Origin of the sequence: Bremerella sp. P1, assembly GCF_028748185.1 — a bacterium.
Taxonomy (GTDB): domain Bacteria; phylum Planctomycetota; class Planctomycetia; order Pirellulales; family Pirellulaceae; genus Bremerella.
The window spans coordinates 304,227-323,755 of the sequence record NZ_CP118164.1; the positions used below are offsets into that span (position 1 = coordinate 304,227).

2 protein-coding genes are annotated in these 19,529 nt (G+C 54.9%); both read right to left on the minus strand.

Translation table 11 applies throughout. The annotated features are described in order from the left end of the window. Positions 1–2: 2 nt before the first annotated feature. Positions 3–14,171, minus strand: a complete 14,169-nt coding sequence (locus PSR63_RS01235) for a GEVED domain-containing protein (RefSeq protein WP_274330041.1) — start codon at positions 14,169–14,171, stop codon at positions 3–5. Between the two features lie 576 nt (positions 14,172–14,747). Further along, positions 14,748–19,166 (minus strand): reprolysin-like metallopeptidase, encoded by a 4,419-nt coding sequence (locus PSR63_RS01240; protein ID WP_274330042.1) that lies wholly within the window; start codon positions 19,164–19,166, stop codon positions 14,748–14,750. Positions 19,167–19,529: the final 363 nt, after the last annotated feature.

Below are 19,529 nucleotides of genomic sequence, written 5' to 3' on the forward strand. Positions count from 1 at the left end.
AACTAACTGTCGCTACCCGGATCGCTGATCAAGGAGAGCAATTCATCCAGATCGTCCGAGTCGGTATCGTCTTCCGATTCTTCGCTGAACTGCTTGCCATCCCAGCTCGAACTGAGATCACCAGCCATGTCACCGATCAGCTGATCGAATTGATCGTCGTAGCTGGCCGATTCCAAGATGATCGCTTCTTCGCTGAACGAAGCATCGATGACGCTCGTTTCGACTTCCTCGGTCTGAGCGTAACCCATCAACTCAAGTGCGGATCGCATCTGGAGATCTGAGTAGCTCGGGGCGATAGCATCGAAGCTGGTATTCGACACGAGCGATTCGCTTACTACCGGTGCCGTCTTGGCGGCCACGGTCGGAACAGTCGCTTGGCTGGTTTCGACAAACTCGTACGAGCTTACTTCAACCGGTGCCTCGTTACCCGAAACCGCTTCGCCCGAGATCATCGACTGCGAGATCGGTTCTGGATTGCTGGACTGGAAGGCCTGAAGATCCCGGAACAGTAGCAAGTCGGCAGTCGTAATACGGCGATCGTTATTCACGTCCAACTTGGCCGGAACAGTCAGCGGATCGATGACATCTGGCTCAAAGCCAGGCTTGAAGTCACCTTCCGAGGCGCCCGGCGTCATACCCGCTTCGGTCGCGCTGTAGGTGTAATTGCGGTTACGCAATTCTTCCAGCAGCAGCACATAGTCCAAGCTGGTGATGCTATTGTCACCAATCGAGATGGCGGCAGGGTTGAGGTTGTTATGCCATGGGTTCACACCTTCCTCACCAACGGTGATCAAGTAGTCTTCGACTTCCCCATCCTCGGCAAGTCCAGTAGGCGTTAAACCACCGGTACCACTCAAGCGGAAGCGAGCATAGGTATCACCCAGCAAGGCCGTACTTGGCACGTTGGCCACGGTAATCAACTGGCCAAGCCCACTCGACGACCCAAGTGGATCAACCGCATCCTTACTCAAGGCCACACTCACGATGATCTGTTCACCAGCGTCTTCAAAGTCGCCGTCTTGGTTGAAGTCGACCCAGGCATCCAGGAAGCCAAACGAGGTAGCTCCGGTAGGTGCCTTGGAGGTGACGTAGATCTCGTTGTTGATACCACTACGCAACGTGAAGTCGAGGAAGCTGCCCAGGTTGTTCGGATCTTCCGTACGGATGTAAATACCATCGTCGGTCGAACCATCACCGTTGGCATCCGCCGAAGGCTGACCTTCGATTTCCGCATCAACGCCTTGGCCCAGGTAGAAGTTCTCGATCAGGTTGTGACGAGCACCGTCCGAAGCCAACAGCGTGCCGTAGCTATCGGGGGCGTCACCAAAGTCGACCAGACCGCCAACTTGAATCAGGAAGCGAGTTTCGCCGACAAGCGTCCCCGTGCCGTCGTCAAACTGGTTGTTGAATTCGATCGGGTTGTCAGCGATGTCGCGGATAACGTATGGCGAGGTTGGATCACTTTCGAGCGTGACCTTATACAGTACGCCTTCCTGGAACACACCCGAGATCGGAATGAGTCGGATGATGTTATTGGTGGCGTCGTAGTCGAAGGTGTAATCGACACCCAAGACAAGGACACGTGGAGTGTCACCAGCCAGGATCTCGAGGGTCACCGAATCAGCGGTCACGGTCGAGTCGTCGATACCGGTACCTTGGATCTGATCCGAGATTTCTCCTTGATCCAGCAGTTGGACCGAGATGTTGGTCAGCGGACCGTCAATCCATTGAACCACGTCTGGCGTTTCGTCCAGGTCGCGATCTGCGGCGTCGTTGTCCTGCGGGTCGATCAGGTAACCGGTCGGACCGGTGAAGTCAGCTCGATCGTAAGCACCGATGTCGCGGAATGGCGTTTCACCAACACCCGGTTCACCGGAACCGCCGACCACGTTCGGATCATCGACGCGAAGCTGGCCGGTAATATCGCGTTCTGGAGCCAACAGCGGAGTGCTGTCGATTCCAAGCGGGTTAACCGACGAGCTGATCTCAGATCGTTCCTGGATAGCAGTCACGGCCGAGTCGATCGCTTCGCTACCTGCTTCCAGGTAGAAGTTCTTATTGGCCGCATCGACAAACAATGGGTCGCCGGTGTTCAGCGTAATGGCCAGGTTACCGTTGCCACCGAAACCAGTCACGTTCGTTCCGTTGTCTTGATACAACGTTCGAGAAATGACCGTGTTGGCGACAGAACTTCCATCCACCGAGATACCGGTCGAGAAGTTCGCGACAATATTATTCAGCAGCGTTGGACCGACCGATTCTTCAATCGTCACGCCCGTGTCACCGACACCGGTTCCATAAAGCGTGTTGTTGATGATGCGTCCAAACGGAACGGCACCAGCGGGATTGTTGATCGGATCGCCACTGTAAAGGATAGCACCCTGAGCACTGTCGTAGATCACATTGTTCACGACAGTCACACCAGTGGCCAAACGCCGCGTGTTCTCAGCACCCGGAATGGTGATCGGAGCACCCTGATGCGGACGATTATTGCCTGCACCGGCATCGGTAACCGTGGTTCGGCTACCAGCGTCGATCAACACGCCGTAGTTGGCCGAGTTCGAGATCATATTCGAGTGAATAATGATCTGTCCCTGGTCACGGTGACGATTCGAGTCGCCGACCAATTCGAAGCCTGCCAGTTGGTCATGACGCAGGATGTCTAGGGCAGGCGTTCGACTAGCCGATTCAGCGTTCGCTCCAGTTGCAACATCCAAGGAGTTTGTGGAGGTAATATTACCCAGGTCGTCACCCAGCGTGATATCCAGGGTATAACCACCTTCGTACGTCCTAACCTGGCGACCAGAATCATTCTTCGGCACCTTGGTCAGATCGTATCCGACTGGTGCAGAAGCCTGGTTGCCGTTGGATGGCAGTGGAAGCGTGTTGCCCGAAACCGCAACGAAGTAGGTACCGGCAGTGGCAGCGGTAAAGCTGTAGGTATCCATGCCGACGTTATTAACAATCGAGGTCACCATCTCGGTGAAGGTTCCGTCGAGGTTATCCAGGAACAACTTCAGAATACCATTCAGACTTACCAGGTCGCCAAAGTCGGTCTGTAAGTCCATTTGCACCTCTTGTCCGACTTCCATGGTGAATTGGAAGACATCGATATCGGCGAAGCCATCCATTTTCTCGACAGGATCGTTGTCGCCGATCTCGCCGTCGATGGAAACGAAGTGACTTTGGCCTGCGAGGATCTGATCCCCAACCAGTCCGGTATCGAACGCTTCGCGGAAGGAATCATTCGATTGAACGTCGTATTCCAGGCGAACCTTGTCGGAAGTGGTCTTCGCGGAAAGGTCGACACGGTTGCTCGTCGTGATGCCACTGCGGGAATTCACTTGAGCGTAGACACCTAAACCACCATTCGTCGAGCTGATCAACGAGCGGGCGATTTGCCCAGCGTGATCGTTGATCGCATTCATCAACTTGACTGCAATATCTGCCTCGGTGTCCGTGTTGTAGAACCCGATACTGTAGATATTGTTGTCGGCGTCGTAGGCGGTTCGCGAATTTGTCCCTGCCGATCCGCGTTCCTGACGTTCCGTAATCGAGGCCAGATCGAAGAACTCGAACGTGACCCAGTCTGTCCCGTCACCGACCCGGATGCGGTCCGTATTACCAATCACTTCACCGGAAGCCGTCAGCACCGTATAGCTACTGTTCAGACGGTCATTCGTATCAAAGGTGAAGCCACCCAGCAGCAGCAGATTCCCAGGCGAGAATGGATCTGGAATTCCGTAGTCCGTACCACGGCGAATTTCCAACTGGTAGTCACCGGTGAGAACTTCAAAGTTACGCAGCTGCTGGTTATGGATGAAGGCGGAGTTGGTCGACGCTGCCGTCACCATTTCACCACGCTCGGCGAAACCAATGATAAGGTCGTCGATCAAGGCACCACGATTCTGGTTGTCCTGACCTCGTGCACTGCCCCGAGCGCTGAAGCTGTCACCCATCAGGAAGTCGTCGTAGCCCAAGCTGCTGTTATTCACATTGAACTCGTAACCGTTACCGAAAATAAACTCTTGGAAACGGTTAAAGACGATATATCCCTGGGCAACCGAATCCGGTGCCATGGCCAGGTTCATTTCATCCTGTGTCAACGATGCCAACTGGCTGGCACCCGTGGAACTGTTGTAGAAAATTTCAACATTGGTGCCATTGGTAAGGGCAGAGCTACCAACGACCGTCATACCCCAGGCGGCATTTACCGGACTAAGGTCGTCGATACCTTGAATGTTGAAGGTATCGTCCGACTCGGCAAAGATCTGGACACCAGGCATGAACTGCCCCAGGATTGCGGCTCGCGTCAATTGGCGAATCTCGCTTGCCGAGTCAGTGCTGGAGAAGACGATCGGAACGTTACCAAGCGTCACGTCCGCGGCATCGAGAACGTATTCATATGTTACCGCAGCACCACCAGCGGTTGCCTGGAGCGTGAAGGTATTGCTACCGGCAGGTGCCAACGGATTGAACGCATCAGCAATTCGAGCACCACTGTCAAACGTGAACGACTGACCCTTGTTGTACTCGAACGTCGTCGTTCCGCCGTTGATCGCGTCGGTAACGGTAAACGTTTCTCCGTCCGCGATCTGAGAACCTTGCAACACGCGAAGTTCTTCGGTTTGCAGAGTAGTATTTGTTGGCTGGTGGACACCACCTAAGTTGATCGAGCCACCGGTCGAGTAGTCAAACCGCAATCGCAGGTTGTCTTGTCCAGCAAAGGCAGCCAGGTTGACGCGAGCTTGTCGCCAGCCAGTGTTATCGAACAGTGGCTGAACGCCTTCGGTTCCCGCAGAGCCATCGGCCCGAGTGCCTTCTGAAACGGAAGCCTGGCCCAACTCGAATTCATCTAGGGCAATGCCACTTCGGAAGTTGTTGTTGGTTGCCAACAATTGCCAATCCCCTTCGTCACCGGCAATGTAGACACGCAGAGTATCTCGAGCGGCACCGCCTTCGACCCCATCGGTTTGCAGGTCGTAGTTGAAATACAACGTTGGCAAATCGGCCGCGTTATAGCCATAGAGGCTAAACGAATCCGTAATAACCGTACCGTGGGCATCGCCCGGGAAGTCGTAGTTAGCAGTGGTCGCGTTCCCGTACTGTGCATTATTCCCGAACACGGCATCCGTGTTACCGAAGTACAGGCTCGACCCACCCGTGGAGAAGTCGCGCGAGTTGTCGACCGGAACCGTGATTCCGTGTCCTGCTTCGGTGCCACCAATACCATTGATGTTCCAGAGGTTTTCGTTCAGCGTTCCAAAGTCCAACCCATTGATACCTGTGATTCCGGTATTAATGCTCGACTGACCACCGTGGAAGACGAACTGCTCATCCGCCGAGTCGCCCGCACCATCTGGTGTGAACGCAACGATTTGACCACCGGTGGTGATACCGAATAGGACGTCGCTGAAACCGGTATTACCTCCAGCTCGCGAAGGTCCAACGGCCAGGCCCGAGAAGCTGAGCCCATCTTCGCTGATGCCAAAGTTAAGGAAATTGGCGTTGATGTCACCGTTGGCATTGTAGCTGAAACCACCACTGCCGTTGGTCAACTGGAAGACGCCACCGTTGTTGGTCACGCCGTACAGTTCATTTCCAATCCAACCCAAACCTGTAACCAAACCACCGGTTGCCTGGCCACCGACCGTGAACGGTGGATTGAAGGCTGCACTGGGGTCGTTGCGAGTAATATTGATCGAAGCATTCGTGTCATTGAATGCAACGACGGCGGTATCCAGACCGTTCACCACGTTCGAGCCGTTCTGAATGCCACTGACACTAGCGATCGCGGTCGCTACGTCGATGTCGGAGAAACCGGCTCCAATCGGCACAACGGTTCCGCCCGTTTTATCCGCTCCGGACACTGCGCTGAAGTTTGCATCCAACAGCGGCGAAATGTCAACGTTCGAGTTGAACGTAACCGGCACACCGGTGTCATCAATGAAGTTAAACCGGGTACTGTTTGCTTCACCATTGGCATCCAGGTTGACGCTAACCAGGAGGTTGGTGAAGCCGGCTGTATTTGCCTGATCGACCGCGTCGCGAATCGCTTCGGTGACCTCAAGGTCGGTAAAGTTTTCTTCAACGTTGACGACAATCTGCGATGCGTTCGAGAAATTGGTGTAGTCGCCGGAGGTCGTGATATTACCAACGCCCACCCCGCCCAGACCGCTCACGGCCGAGTCGCCCGTCAAGGTAATCCGATTGGGGATCGTACCGTCGGCAGCCACATTGAAAGCCGCAGTGTTGATAGCACTGACAATCTGGGCTTGAATGGCCGCGGCATCGTAGCTGGAATTGTACGAAACGCGTACCTGGTTCGTTCCCAGCGGCAGAAGCTCACTCGCATCGCCCGTCGGCACTTCGTCAAAGATGAACGTTCGGATTTGACCACCCGTGCTGGTGATCTGGAAAGTCTTGCCTTCGGTGATTTGACTCACGTCAAAGCCCGACACGTCAATGACTTTACCGGTCTGGAAGACGATATCTTCCGTGTCCGATCCGACCAATTCAAAGCTCAGGCCATCGTAGACAAACTGGCCACCGAGCGGATTGAGGTCAAAGACGAACTCGTTCCCGAAATCCAACTCGTACACGACCGTACCGTTGACATCAGTCACGGCAAAGTTCATCCCGTCGGTCAATGTCGCGATCGGAGTCAGCGGAGCCCCAGTCGTTGCCCCCGCGACTTGAATCGCGTTGCTGGCACCCTGAGCATCGAACGACGTATCAACCCGTCCAGTCGGCGTCGCATTCGACTGACTGGGATTGTTCGTAAGAACATTCCCGACATTGAACGCGCCTCCAGTCAACAGGTTCTCCGGCGTACCGAGTTGAATGCCGTCATCGAATTCACTGGCATCCATCTCGAACAACATATTCGAGGTCGGGGCGGTAGGACTGCTGCTATTGCCACGATTACCGATCGCCCAAAGCTGCAAGTTAGCGGCACTCTGATTCGGTCCCGGAGGATTTTGGAAGGTCGTGCCCAGGAACTGATACCCAAAACCGACACCACTAGCGACGTTGTTCGGATCGGTCTTCTGATCGAGATACAACTTGCCATCCGCGGCCTGATAATAGGTCGCCAGACCGTCGTCATATTGATCAACAATCGACGCATCGCCCGTGTCGATGGTCAGGAAGTTACCCGATTCGGCATCGGTAATACGGCCAGTCCTGTCGACAGAGTAAGCATGAAGCAAACCGTTGGGCGCCATGATGACGTCGCCAACACCGAAGCCGAACGTACCAATATTGGCCTCTTGAGCACCGGTAAACGGATCAACCGCGAACAGGCGTGTTGTGGTGTTGTTGACGGCCTGCGTCAGGAACAGCGTAAAGTCGCCCAGGACGTACGGGTTGGCGTTGGAGTTGTCGACGATGCTCGTCGAATCAGGCGCAGCCGGCGTAGAATAGAAGCCACTGCTGATGTGATCTTCCACGATTCGATGCACCGAGTTGATCGGTTCCAAACGAACCAGCGTATTGGTCGCGTTCGACTGGAAGAACTGATTCATCTGAATCGAAGTTCGTTCCTGCGAGCTAACGGCGACATAGTAAGTAATCGGGTTATCAGGCGTACCCGCTGGCAGCATGATCGTGCCCAGGTACGGGTCACCATTGCTATCGGAACCTCGACTTAGGTCAGCCAGTTCATCGGCATCCGGGGTCTGTGGGTGAATCAGATCATCGTTCACCGCACCACTGTCGCTGATGAAGATCAACTGACCGGTGGAGCTATAAACCGAAACAATCGTATTCGCGTTGCCAAGAGAGTTGGCGTAATCGAGATCGATGACGAGCGATCCCCATTCACTGGTAGCACTCGTACCACCAATGCTTTGAATCGCATCGAAGTCGAATCCAACTTGATACCAGTCGACATCGGAACCGCCTGTATCTAGATTACCGGCAACGCTGATCGCAGCGCGGTCCGAGTTGAGGACATTCCCCAAACCTTGAGCGCCACCGAGCGTCCCATTGGCGCCACTGATTTCGGACGACTCACCCAGCACTGGCGAATGGCCTGGCTGACCGTAAATCGCGATACCGTTCTCGGCGTAGCGAATGTCGGCAAACTGAATCGACGAACCAGCAAGCTCATCCACTTCACGCAACCGGACGTTGAGCTGATACACACCATTGGTGTTACCGGCTTGCACGTTTCCGTTGACCGAAGTCAAGTCATCGGTATTGGCACGAACGCGAATGTGGTAGGTACGAGCCGTTCCCGTCTGACCTGGCAGCACGACTCGCATACCGGCGTCGCGCGGGTTGGTCGACCAGAAGTCTTCTTCGTAGAAGCCCGACTTCTGCAGTGGATTGGTGACCTTCAACAGCGAGTTCTGGCCATAGAAGCTATTGCCAGACTGATCGTAGGAATTGGTCGAGGCAGCCAGCACGTTACCGTTACCGTCTACCAGTTCGACAACCGCATCCAGGTAGTAGCTCGTTCGATCGAGGTCGAACCATACTTCGGTACCCGGTTCGGCAACGAAGCTGTAGACGTCGACGTCTGATTTGTTGCTGAGATAACCGTTGACCTCAAAGCCCAAACGACGATTATCATCGCCACCATACTCATCAGGAGCCAAGCGTCCCAGCGACTGGGCGGTCTGCGGAGAGCCGTTCACGCCCTGACCGGTCAGGTTATTGGCTTCCGCTTCAACAATCACCTTTACATTGCGATCATTGGCGAACTGATCGATGGTCAGGCCTTCCCACGAACCAGGCAGCGGAATCGCAGCACCTGCGTCAACGCCGGCAATACCGTCGTTGTTGGTGTCGTTCTGAGCCGTTCCGTTTTGCGTGAAGCCTGCACCGACGGAATCGTCACGCACGTCGGTGAAGACCACGGGGAACCCAGGCTGGCCAACCACGTGCAGCATACCACCGATACGATCATCGATATCCAATTGGCGGCCGGTCGCCACAAAGCCGGCATTCGCACCCTGCAACTTCACCACCAAGCTTTCGGTAGCCGAGCTTTCCAGGCGGATACCACCGTAGGTGTGGAAGTCGGTCGAGTAAATCGTGCTGAACAAAGCATGGACGATGTCGGTATCGTCCCACACGCTTTGCGTGGTCAGCGTGCCACCGCGAACGACCATGGCATTCAGATCGTTGTCGGTGAGCAGGTTGCGGCGAATGAGTGCACCCTGGTTGTCACCCAGACCACGTTGTCGGTCGAGGTTACCGGTCGAACGGCCCCAGTCGACGATCAGGTCGTAGCTCAACGAGCTGGTATCAACGTTCAAGACGTTGGCATCGTTGAAGCGGAAGTTATTGGCGACAATGATCGGCTGCGAATCACGGACAAAGATAACCGCGTCGCCGTTGCTCATGTGGCCATTACGAGTTGAACCGCCGACACCCGCGCCCTGACCATCTTCGTTGTACTCAAAGATCGAGTTCGTGACACGGACCTTGGCCTGGTGAATTTCAACTACGTTGAAGTGGGCCTGGCCGCCGTCGATATTCGATTCGCCACCGCCGTAGGCCAGCACGGCATTGTCGATACTACCACTCGATACGTGGGCGAAGTAGATACCGCTCCAATCGCCAGCCGCTGGCACCGTTAGGTCGCCATCATTATTGGTATCGAACGTACCACCAAAGCCATAGCGATCGTCACGCAGCGACGTGAAGACGACTGGTCGTCCAGCCGTACCTTCGGCAATGAAGCTGGCTCCCATCTCGACTTCGATTCGACCAGCGTTGAGCTTAACGACAACGTTGGGATCGACGACCAGGCTCGAATCGTAGCGGGCATCGTAGATGACATCGACGACAATGCCGCCGTTACCACCCGCGTAGGATGCCGTGTAGTTACCGCTGATGCGAATGTTGCCATTGGTCGCGACGGGATCGATATCCAGGAAGAATGGACCACCGAATGCAGGCGCGACAAACGCCTGCTCTAGACGGAAACGCGTAATCAGAAAAGCGATCTGCTCTGCCAAGGCGGCTTCCGTGAAGATCCCGGTAGAAACTCCACCTGTCGGAACAATCTCAACACCTAAGTCGGTGTACATCTTCATATCATCGAGATCGATCAGATATACGGTATCTCCGGTTGCCACCGTAGGATTCGTCGAATTGACAAACTCGATAACCAGAGTACGTGTGTCTCCCTCATCCGATACCGCGTCGAAGCTCAACGTCGAACCTGCGGTGACTCCCGAAAGGTGCGGAACCTTAACTTCGACTTCAGCGGTTGTTGAGGCACCGCCTGGTGTCGAGTTGATGTGCAAGGCTTCCTGGATCACGTAGACGATATCGGTATCATCGAAGCGAGCCGCAACCGTCAACTCTTCCAGTGGAGCACCAGGTGCCGAGACAATCCGCACCAACATACCGTTGACCGAATTCTGAACGACACGGTTACCGAAGATATCAGGACCGACACGGGTGACATCTGGAGTAAACGACGCCGGAGCACCATTGAAGACGGTGTAATTTGATTCCTCGAAGCTGTTCGGATCAGCCGACAACGCAGCACCCGAGCTCAGACGGATAATGTTGTAGTTGATCGTCGGCCGAGCTTCTTCCATGTAGATCGGAGCCAGCGAAACGTCGGCACCATCGACTTCGGCGATACCGCCCGCATAGCGGAATTCGGCACCGATCACCGAGTTCAGGAAGATACCAGCATCCTCAAACGTACCTCGCGACTGCTCGCGATCGACTTCTTGATTGAAGAGAATACCGCCCCAATTGCCCGGACCAGCGTCAGCCGAGGTGTAGCTTGCATGACCGACCAACTCTGCGGTCGGATCGTTGAGCAAGGTCGTTTCACGGTACGAAGTCAAAGTCACGCGACGATTCGTGCGTGCGTCATCCTGAGTAACCGTACCTCCGGTTTGAGTATTGGGATCGTAGCGTTCTGGAATACCCAGGATTTGCAGTGCAGCAAAGCTGCGATCATCGACGACCGAAGTACTACCAACTTGAATACTGGAGTTGGCAAACTTAAGAATTGCTCCTTCGTCGATCATCATGGTCACCCCTTTGGGCAACACGATATCGACACCATCTTTAAGCGGAGCGTTGTTCAGCGGATTACGACCGATCAGGTAGGCAATATTGTCTGCCAGCGTATCCTGATCGTCGCCAACGGCTCCGAGGCCGATCACGCGAATCACGTCGCCACGGTCGGCGTTTTCAGCAGCCGTAATGGCGGCACCAATGGTGGAAAACGGCTGGGTGATCGAACCGGTCTGGGTCGTTCCGGTGTAGGTTGCGTCGACAAATAACGTACGTGGTGCGGTGTTCGAGAGGCCCGTGTAGGTCGAAGGCTCGGCACGGAACCAGAAGTTGAACGCACCACCGGCGGTACCGTCGAGATCGCCATCAATCGCAGCACCTGCGGCGGCACCGCTGGTCACGACGATCGACTGTGCCAGAATGATACCTGGATCCAGGGTGATCGGATTGTTGGTGGCCAGGTTTCGCAGTTCGATACGATTACCGGTCGACGAAGCCACCACGTTGAAGCTGGCATTGTTGATCGCACTGACCAACGCCGAAACCACTTCGCTTTGCAGCATTCCAGTCGTCAGTGCAACCCGCTCATTGTTCGAGTTGTTGAGATTGCTATCGAAGTCAATTTCGAAGGTACGGGTGATTTGGCCGTCACGCAGGATGATCGTTTGACCATCACTGAAGCCTGCTCCGCCCGTACGAACAACCATCGTGTTGAGCTGCGAAACCGTTGCCCCGGTGTCACGAATCGAGTCGTTCAAAGTTGGAGCGAACCGAATTTGCAGTTGGTATTCGCCTTGCGAGGTACCACCGAACCCGGAGTCTTCGATGTTTGGATCGTAAACATCGTTGCCACTAGCCGAGACACCGATGAAGTACGTTCCTGGTTGTAGCGTGATTTCCAGGAAGGAGTCTTCGCTGTAGTAGTCGTTGTTACGTGCCAGCGCGGTGTAGGAACCGTCACCGTTGAGTCGATACAGCGTCAGCGTCGCATCGAGTCGGCTTGAATCGGCCAGGCGTTCGGCAACGATTTCCGCCGACAACTTGCCTGATTCGGTCAAGTCGAAGCGGTACATATCGATATCGATCACGTCCGGACGATAGAGATGCTGCAGGTGGGTGATGTCGAAATCACCCGGCAAGAGTGATTCCGCGGCGATCCCGAAATTCAGATTGCCATCGTCACCCATGATTGTGCCCGGTGGCAGATCGTAGGTGTGATCCAAGCCCAGCAAGTGACCGATTTCATGGAAGGCCGTCTGTTGCCACAAGGCACCGACTTCATCGTCTCCCGGTTGATCATGGTCGGCAGTCTCCATGATGGCGAGGCCAGACCCAGCCAACCCGATTGGGCCATTCGGACCGGTATCAATGCCAGGGCTCAAGCCACGGAGGTCACCGGTAACAACACCCAATGCGGCAACAATATCGCTGGGCACTTCGACGAACTCGATACCAGCATAGAAACCGTAGATCTCGAAGACCTCGCGGGCTCGCTTCTTCTGCTCTTCGGTAATCTGGTTCTGAAACGGCTCGCCGGTTGGGCTGGCCGGATCCGTACCGTATTCGTCTGGGAAGTTGTAGGTGAGAACCGTGACACCCAAACCGTTGGCATCACCACCTCCAAGATGGAGTTCGCCGCCCAGTTCGATATCGCGATGCCCCGGTTCGTCATTACCACCGGGCAGATTGATATTGTACGGATTAACGTTGCTAATTTCACCACGGATCACCAGCGCTTGGGTACGATCGACGATCAGGCCAGTCGACTTGCTTCCCAGCACCATGCTCACACGGTTGCCGTCGGTACCACGAAGCTGAGAACGATCTGGACTAAAGCCAACAACCGTATCGGCGCTAACCAGGAATGTTCCGGAAGCCTCGGCATTGATCGCGGCACGAATGGCGATGGCCAAGTCGTTCGTGGAAGACCCCAGACCGCTGATATCGATCGGAATGTTCCCAGGTGTGAAGTCCAAGATGTCATCGGTCAACTCGAACGTCCGTAGATTGCCACGTCCATCATCAATGGTGAAGGTAGTATGATTGACGTCGGCCTCTAGGTCACCGTCGACGTCAATGGTGGCACCACGCGTGACTCGAAATTCGTGGTTGCCAGAAAACAAGTTCGTAGGATTGGCGGTGGTACCGTAATCCTCGAAACCAGATTCGTTCTGCAATGTACCGATGAAGCTCGACAGGTTGGTCGCTGTGTCGAAGCTCGAGTTCTGCTCAGGTGCTTCGGTGACCAGGTCAAGGATCTGCGATCCCTTGCTGGCGATACCGCGCACGCCGACTTGCAGACGGAAGACCGTTGCGTAGCCGGCGTTGGAATCGGCCGTGCTGATGAGTTCTTCAATGGGATCAGCAAACTGCAGCATTGCCAGGTCGAGGTCGGCGTCGTAGATGACACTCGTCGGATAGAATGCCTGCGAATCGTTCCCCAGTCCCAAATCGTTATTAGTAGCCGTGCTGCTGCTGTCGGCCCGCTGGAACGTCAGTTGGTAATAGTCGGGATTGGTCGCCAGAGTCGGGTCGAGATCGTCGTCGTTGAAGTAGACGTAGATCATGTCCCGTGCGATTTCGAGTTCGCCGGTGGTCTGGTTTCGAGTGACGGGCTGCGGCACAACCGACATCACTTGAGGAGCCAGGTTCAGCTCGAAGTTGCGCGTAAAGGCCTCTGCGGACTGACCTTCCAAGTCCTGCAGCGCGCTGGTGATTTGAATGCGGTAGAGGTCGTCCGGAAGAGCCTCGCCAAATCGGACAACCACCTGGTTTGGCTGATCGCCAATACCGATGAAACCCTCGAAATTCGAGTTGGGACCGGTGATCTGAACGTCGTCAGCCGTGCCCAGTTGACCGTCCAAACCAGCGCGGAAAATCTCGATGCCGTCCGCGAGAGTCGTCGGATCGATCAGGTCGCCAGCGTCGGTGACTTCCGCAAAGTTGAACGTCAGCGATCGCGGCGAAATACCCCGAACATCGTTCTCTTGCAGTAGTTCACCACTGTTGGGTTGAATACCCACAAGTTGCGGAACCACGTCCGAAGCCAACAATTCGCGCTTCTCCAGCGGCTCATGCTTCATAGAGCGCTGTTTGGTCTGACGAAGAAGACGGTTCTTCTTGTTGAGATCACGACGTTGGGCACGGGTAAGCTTACTCGCATGACGAATGGTCATTTGGCAAACCTTTTATCTTCGTTAAAGCTGGAGGCTCGAGTAGTTAGGTTGGACAGCAACATCCTGTCGCGGATCGGGAGACAAGTCCTGAGGCTCACAATTTCAGGGAAGGCAAATGCCAACAGGCGAAAAAGGGAGACATTTGGTAAACCCAAGTCGGATTATAATTACCCAAATTAACACAGCAAATTCTAACGGGGGGGCAACCTTCCATTTCGCCCATTTAACTCAAATTACTTGCTCAATCGGCCCTGGCTATTGAGAGAAATGCCCAACCAGCCAGAAACCACCGCTAAACCATTGCTGTTGTTGTACTTAGGAATCAACTTCCGCCGCATTCTTTGCCGCGGTAGCGGCGAGAAAACAGGGCTTGTCGACGTTTTGACGCCCTGACCTGCGTGCTAGTTCCCGCATTTCCCCTAGAATCTTGCCAATCGAACTAAATCTTAGAGGGGGAACATGCCGACAGGGCGTTCCGGCCGATTGGTCAATCCACAGCACGTATTTTTGCGCAAACCCATAAAAAAAGCCCCCCTAATAAGGGAGGCTTTCTCGAATTGAAAATTGGGCCGAGAATTAATAGCTCAGCAGTTCCTTATCCCACTCTGGGTCAGCGAAGACGTCATCTTCTGCTTCACCTTCGGAGGATGCGAGCTCAAGGTCGTCGCTGTCGCTCCAGAGCAGGTCACTCTGGTCGCTTTCCAGCGAGCTGAAGGCCAGTTCGGTCGTTATTTCATCTGGAACGACCTGAGTCTCAACCGTTTCCGAATCGCCCGTCTCCGAGGCAATCACCAGATCTGAAGCAACGACCTGGAACTTGCCATAAGTTTGCGAGACAGGTGCCGTCGGACTGACAATCGCTTGCTCTTCTTCCACGATCGGAGCCGCAACTTCGATCACAGGCATAGCGGCAAGCGTCTCGACCGATTCACTAACGACCGGTTCTTGCTCCAGCGATTCGCCGTGCGAATTGTAGGTCGCCAGGATATCCGACATCTTCAGCAAGTCGAGTGCTGAGAAGCGTCCGTCGGCATTGATATCGATGAACATGTTGAAGTTCGTCGAACCACTTCCGAAGTTTGGTAGAGAACGCGAACCAGCGGTACGCAGTTCCTTCAGAATCGTAACGTAGTCCAAGCTGGTAATGCTGCCGTCATTGTTGACGTCCGCGGCCTGGGTCTTGTTGTTGAAGGCCAACAGGCTGGCCGAAGCGGGTGCAGCCAGTGGATCAACCGGAGCAACCAAGGTCACCGTGGCGGTTTCCATGACACCAGCGGAATCTTGAACTGTGTACTCGAAGGTAATGTCTTCGGTCAGATCCATGACGCCGGCCGCATCAAAGATGATTCGCGTCCCGTCGGCCGAGACATAAATGTCCAGCGGTGGAACTTCAACCGGGCTGATGTTGGCCACACTGCCTGGGACGATCGTCAGCGAGCGATTGAAGAAGCTGCTGTCGTTGGCCAAGACATTGAAGACCTGTCCGTCGGTGTCTTCTTCGTAAGTGAAGACATCGTCCAGAGCGACCAGGCCGTTGTCAGGATCCTGGCTGATGAAAACTTTGTAGTCTTCGATTTCACCGAAGGAATCGTCTGCCGTTGCGCCGATGTTCAGCGTTGGACCAACGCGGAACCGCATGTTGGCTGCCAGGCGAGCGGCATCCGGCAGAACCGAGTCGTCAAAGACCGTGGATGGGATGCTGAACGTGTAGTCAGCCTGTCCCGGAGTCAGCTTGACGTTGGTAAAGATGCGTTCATTGTCCGTGAACACATTGTCTTTGTTGAAGTCGAGCCACGCGTTCATGACGACATTGTTGTGAACGACACTCGAAGTGATGGAAACCGTGTTGGTTCCCTTCTGAATGCCGTTTCCGAAGAACACACCGTCGTCAGCGATGGGGCTGGCACCCAGGTAAGCACCCTGAGCGACCGGCGTGGTTCCGCCAAGTCCACTGTCACCAGTATCGGAACCGGCAATCACGCCGAACTCAAGCGGAGCACTCAGCGTAGCCGAACCGTCATCTTCGATGGTCACGAAAATCGGGGTCGTCGTCGTTACGACAGCACCTGGGCTTGGAACCGGCAGAATTTCAAACGTTCCGGAATAGGCCGAACGCAGGACAAACTGACCAGCGGCATTGGCGGTCGCGGTTGGTTCGCAAAGACCAATCAGGCCGTCACCGTTGTAGTCGATGAAGAACTTCGCACCACCGACACCCATTTCGATCGGATCGTGGAAGCCGTCCATGTTCAAGTCTTCAAAGGCCAGACCGACCAGGCCTTGAGTGGTTCCACCAGGGACATCAGCGGCCGGCATCAGTTCGTCATTGTAGAACGCGATGTTTGCGCCAGCGACGGAAATTGGCTCACCGACGTAACGCTGTTCCAGCGTGGAAAGATCACTATCGACGACGCTGTAGTAGTATGTCGCGTCACCGACATCGACCATCGTATCGGTGATTCCCAGCAACTGCCCTTCGACGGTCACTTCAAAGCCGTCAAGAGGATCGAGTCCAGTCTGGGCGATCGCGGTCAAAGCGCCCGTTGGCAGGAAGTCGTGGTAGGCGGTATCACCACCGGAGGCACCCACCCACAGGTCAAGCCCACGATCATTAACGGCATCGGCGATGTTATTTTCAACCGTCGCCCACAAGGCCATTTCCGTGTCCGTGAGGCCATCGGTCACGGCATCTTCACCAGAAAGAATAATGATCAGGTCGTGCGAGATCAATTCATTGAAGACGGTCGGATCAATGAAGTTGATGTTATAGAAGTCGGTACGTTCGTAACCGGTTGCTTCCTGGGTACCGTTGGTGAACGACCAGGCAACATTGCCGTTACCCACAACCGCAATCGAGTATTCCGACTTCGGAATCTCGGTTGCCGTTCCGCTTCCACGCAGGAAGTCGAGGATGGCCTCGTCGTAGCCCAGCTGTCCTGGGTTGGCACCGTCGAGGATGGCATTGTTCGATGCGAAGAAGTTACCGCCAATAGCACCGGCGAAGGAAGTGGTTCCTTCCGGCAATGCGACACCGCAAACATCGACGCCGCTCACACCGATACCAGCACCCAACGCGACGGTCACATTGGCGTCGGTAATGTCGTAGAAGACATTGCCGATGGCTTCAATGCGGAAACGAACCAGGCTGGAAGCGACATTCGGAATGGCCAACTCTTCACTGCCATCGTTGGCCGTGCTGTCGACGACCGTTTCGGTGAAGGTCAAACCGCCGTCGACGGACATCGTAATACGGACGTTCTGGGTATCGATCGGAGCAGCATCCGTACCGGCGACATCCCAGGTGAAGGTAAACAAGTCTCCGCCAACAAGGTTTTCACCCCCAGCTGGCATGGTGAACTGGAACGGGGCACCGGTATCGACGACCGTCACGAGCATATCGTCGTTATTGATTGCCGTGTAAGTCCCGTTGTTATCGCGAACGGTAACACGGAAGTTCAGATCACGATCCGTCGTGGGATAAGTTTCACCAACCGAGAGCGTGTTGTTCAGCACGTCATCGTAGGCGGGGAAGTATCGCGATGGATCGGAGGTTGGTTCGACGAACTTGAAAATCGCGTTCGCTCCGGTATCACCCGATGCGAGAGGAGCTCCGGTACCGGCGTCCATCTGCTCCCAAGAGTAGGTCAACGCGTTGCCTTCGGGATCGGAACCGGTTGCCGTCAGCACAAACGGAGTGTTGGCTGGAATGACGTAGTCGGCACCAGCGTCCACGGTCGGGATCGCATTACCCGTGGTGATTCGCGTACCGACGGTTGGAATCGTGTCGTCGACGTAGCTGATGATTTGCTCGAAGCTAAACGCACTGAAGTACGGCACCGAGTTGGCGGCCACATCGTCGACACCGCAGATACCGGCGTAACCCATGATCGTCGAACCGCTACCTGGCTCGACCGCGGCTCCCGTACCTTCTGAGTTCGGACCGCCACAGTATGACCAGGTATGGTTGGCACTGAACTGGTGTCCGATTTCGTGCGAAACGTAGTCGACATAGAAGACATCGGCATCAAGCACATCGAGAACGGTCGCCCCCATGGCTTTCTGGCCATTCAAACCGACAGGCCCCGGGCCATAACCACCCAGGCCGGCAGGGCTGTATCCAAACACATGACCGATGTCATAGTTGGCCGCACCAATGGCGTTATCGACGGCGGTTTGGTTTTCCGTCGCCATCGTGATCACATCGTTGAACGTGTTCGCGGTGGTGAACGGGTCGGTTCCAGCGTTGGTATAGATGATCTGATCGTTGTTGGCGACCAATTCAAATCGGATACCCACTTCCGACTCGTAGATACCGGTGATTCGGTTGATCGCCGTGGTCACAGCAGCCAGACCGTCAGCAACCGTTCCACCAAACTGTGCCGTGTATTCACCCGTCGCGGAAATGGCCGTGGCGTAAACGCGTAGTTCATCACCGCTGCTGCGAGAGAACGAATCAGCAGTGGTACCGCGGCTCGTCAAATCGAGGCTACTGCTACCTTCATCTTCATGAATGTGAGCATCGATAATATCGTTAACCGATGTCTCAATACCTGGACTGACCGCATCGCTGCGGAAGTACGAAGTGTAGAAGTCATCTTCCAGGTGATAATAAGGATCGATCAGGTACGATCCGTCCTGATTGAGCACCTGGGCATGGAAACCGTGCGGAGTGATATCCATGCGGAGATTGCCATAGTCGTTATCCAGCGAGTAACCGACAAACGTCATGATGTCGGTGTACTTGGCGGCTAGATCGGGATGCATGACGCTGGTCGAGTAGACCGCAAAGCTCTCGAACGTACCATCTGGGGTCGGTAGCTCGACGACGACACCGTCTTCGCCCGAGAATTCGCCAGGGGCCGTTTCGAGCAGGCTACGCATCGCGTCGACATCGAGGGACAACCCTTTATACGTCGTCGCAGTCACCTTGGCATAAGCCCCCGATTCGCTCGCTGGGATCATTTCCAGCGATTCCCACAAATCGGCGGAGAGCATCGACCGAATTTCTAACTGTTCTAACTCACTTCGATGCACGTCATTGTGGCGACGCTTAGAGGATTTACGGTTGCCGCGGCGCTTCATGGAATCACTCCCCTTACGCAGGATGAATCTCAGGTTGTTTTTGATGAAATGGGCGGACAAGGCAAAATGCAAATTGAACGAGCAGTAATGATGAGCATCTGCGCCAGATCAAAAAGAGATCGCAACTAGGCTCAGCAGCGAGCCGCGCGGAAACTCCATAGGATGGCCTTGCCCCGCCATTTAGGTAGTTTGACGGAATATACTTAGACTGACGATAGTTACGAATGTTCCGATTTTCTACCCATTTCCCCAGAAATTGAGAAAAACGATTCCCCC